At 66.2% G+C, this 1,971-nt stretch carries 1 protein-coding gene and 1 pseudogene; one reads left to right on the forward strand and one right to left on the reverse strand.

The window, feature by feature from the left end; translation table 11 throughout:
* Positions 1–383, forward strand: a pseudogene (locus JCM25156_RS15055) (peptidase M14); the annotation flags it as partial.
* Between the two features lie 21 nt (positions 384–404).
* Here JCM25156_RS15055 and glyA read toward each other — a convergent pair.
* Positions 405–1,694: a serine hydroxymethyltransferase gene (gene glyA, locus JCM25156_RS15060; RefSeq protein ID WP_025813728.1), complete on the reverse strand. Its 1,290-nt coding sequence runs from the start codon at positions 1,692–1,694 to the stop codon at positions 405–407.
* Positions 1,695–1,971: the final 277 nt, after the last annotated feature.

Raw genomic sequence — 1,971 nt, forward strand, 5'->3', positions numbered from 1 at the left:
CCGCCGCCTGCCTGCTGGAGGCGGGCCAGCACTGGCGCAGGGAAACCGTCGCCCGCGCCATGCAGGCGGTCCTGTCCCTGATCGGGCCGTGCTGCGGGCTGCCGGTCAGGACCGGGGGGCCGTTCCCACGGCGTCATATGGTGGTGACGGACGTGATTACCGCGCGAACGGGCACGTTCCGGTTTGTCACGCCCTTCCGTGGCGGGGTGGTGCTGCCCACGGGCGGAACACTGGTGGCCCATGACGGAGATGACGAAATCCGCACGCCCTATGACCACTGCATGCTGGTCATGCCCAACCTCCGCCCCGCGCGCGGGCATACGGCGGTCAGGTTCGCCCGCGCCGCACCGGCTGAAAGCGACATCCCGGCCCCAGATCAGTAACCGGGGCCGGGATGCATATCATCAGGCGTAGATGGGGAAGCGCGCGCACAGCGCCTTGACACGCTGGTGAACAGCCTGCTCGGTGGTCGGGCAGCCTTCCTCCGTGCCGCTTTTGGCAAGCGCGGTCAGCACCTCGTCAATCATGAGACCCACTTCCCTGAACTCCGCCGCGCCAAAGCCGCGCGCCGTGGCCGCCGGGCTGCCCAGACGGATGCCCGAAGTGATGGCGGGCTTTTCGGGGTCGAAGGGAATGGCGTTCTTGTTGGCGGTGATCCCGGCGCGTTCAAGGCTGCGCTCGGCCGCGCGGCCCGTCACGCCCTTGGGCCGCAGGTCAACCAGCAGCAGGTGGCAGTCCGTGCCGCCGGTCACGATGTCGAAACCGCTGCTGACCAGTGTCTCGGCCAGAACACGGGCGTTGCTGGCCACCGCTTCCTGATAGGCGCGGAAGTCGGGGCGCAGGGCCTCGCCAAACGCGACGGCCTTGGCGGCGATCACATGCATGAGCGGACCGCCCTGCAGGCCGGGGAACACGGCGGAATTGATCTTCTTGGCCAGAGCCGCGTCATTGGTCAGGATCAGCCCGCCACGCGGCCCGCGCAGGGTCTTGTGCGTGGTGGAGGTTACGACATGGGCATGCCCGATGGGCGAAGGATACAGCCCGGCGGCCACCAGCCCGGCGAAATGGGCCATGTCCACCATCAGGTAGGCCCCGACCTCATCGGCGATGGCGCGGAAACGCGCGAAGTCGATGACGCGGGGATAGGCCGAGCCACCCGCCACGATCAGCTTCGGCTTCTCGGCGCGGGCCAGACGCTCCATTTCCTCATAGTCCAGCAGGCCGTCTTCCTGGCGCACGCCGTACTGGACCGCGTTGAACCATTTGCCGGAATAATTGGGGGCCGCGCCATGGGTCAGGTGGCCACCGGCGGCCAGGCTCATGCCCATTACCGTATCACCGGGGCTGACCATGGCCATGAAGGCGGCCTGGTTGGCGTTGGCGCCGGAATGGGGCTGCACGTTGGCGAATTCGGCGCCAAACATCTTCTTCACGCGCTCGATGGCAAGGGTCTCGACCCTGTCCACTTCCACGCAGCCGCCATAATAGCGGCGGCCGGGATAGCCTTCGGCGTATTTGTTGGTCAGAACGCTGCCCTGCGCTGCCATGACGGCGGCCGAGACCATGTTCTCGCTGGCGATCAGTTCGATCCCGTCGCGCTGACGCTCCAGTTCCGCGCCGATAATCGCGGCGACATCGGGGTCGGCTTCGGTCAGTGGGGCGCGGAAAAACTGCTTCAGGTCAGTCTGGCTCATATGGTCCGGCACCGTTATGATTCTCCATTCATTGGATCAACTGCCATATCCGGTTGGCACGCGGAGATGACATGTATGGAAACAGGCCTGCTATGTGCGCCATATCGTAGGGGTTAGACAACGCCAAAATGACGGAGACCGCCTGATTTGACTACTGTTCCCTTCCCCGGCCCCGTACGGAGGGCCGCATGAGCGCAAACGGAACCGCGCGCCTTGCACGCGCATTGCTGCGCAGGCTGCCCGTCGCGGCCCCGGCGGAAGATACCGGGCTGCGGCG

Source organism: Komagataeibacter kakiaceti JCM 25156 (assembly GCF_000613305.1).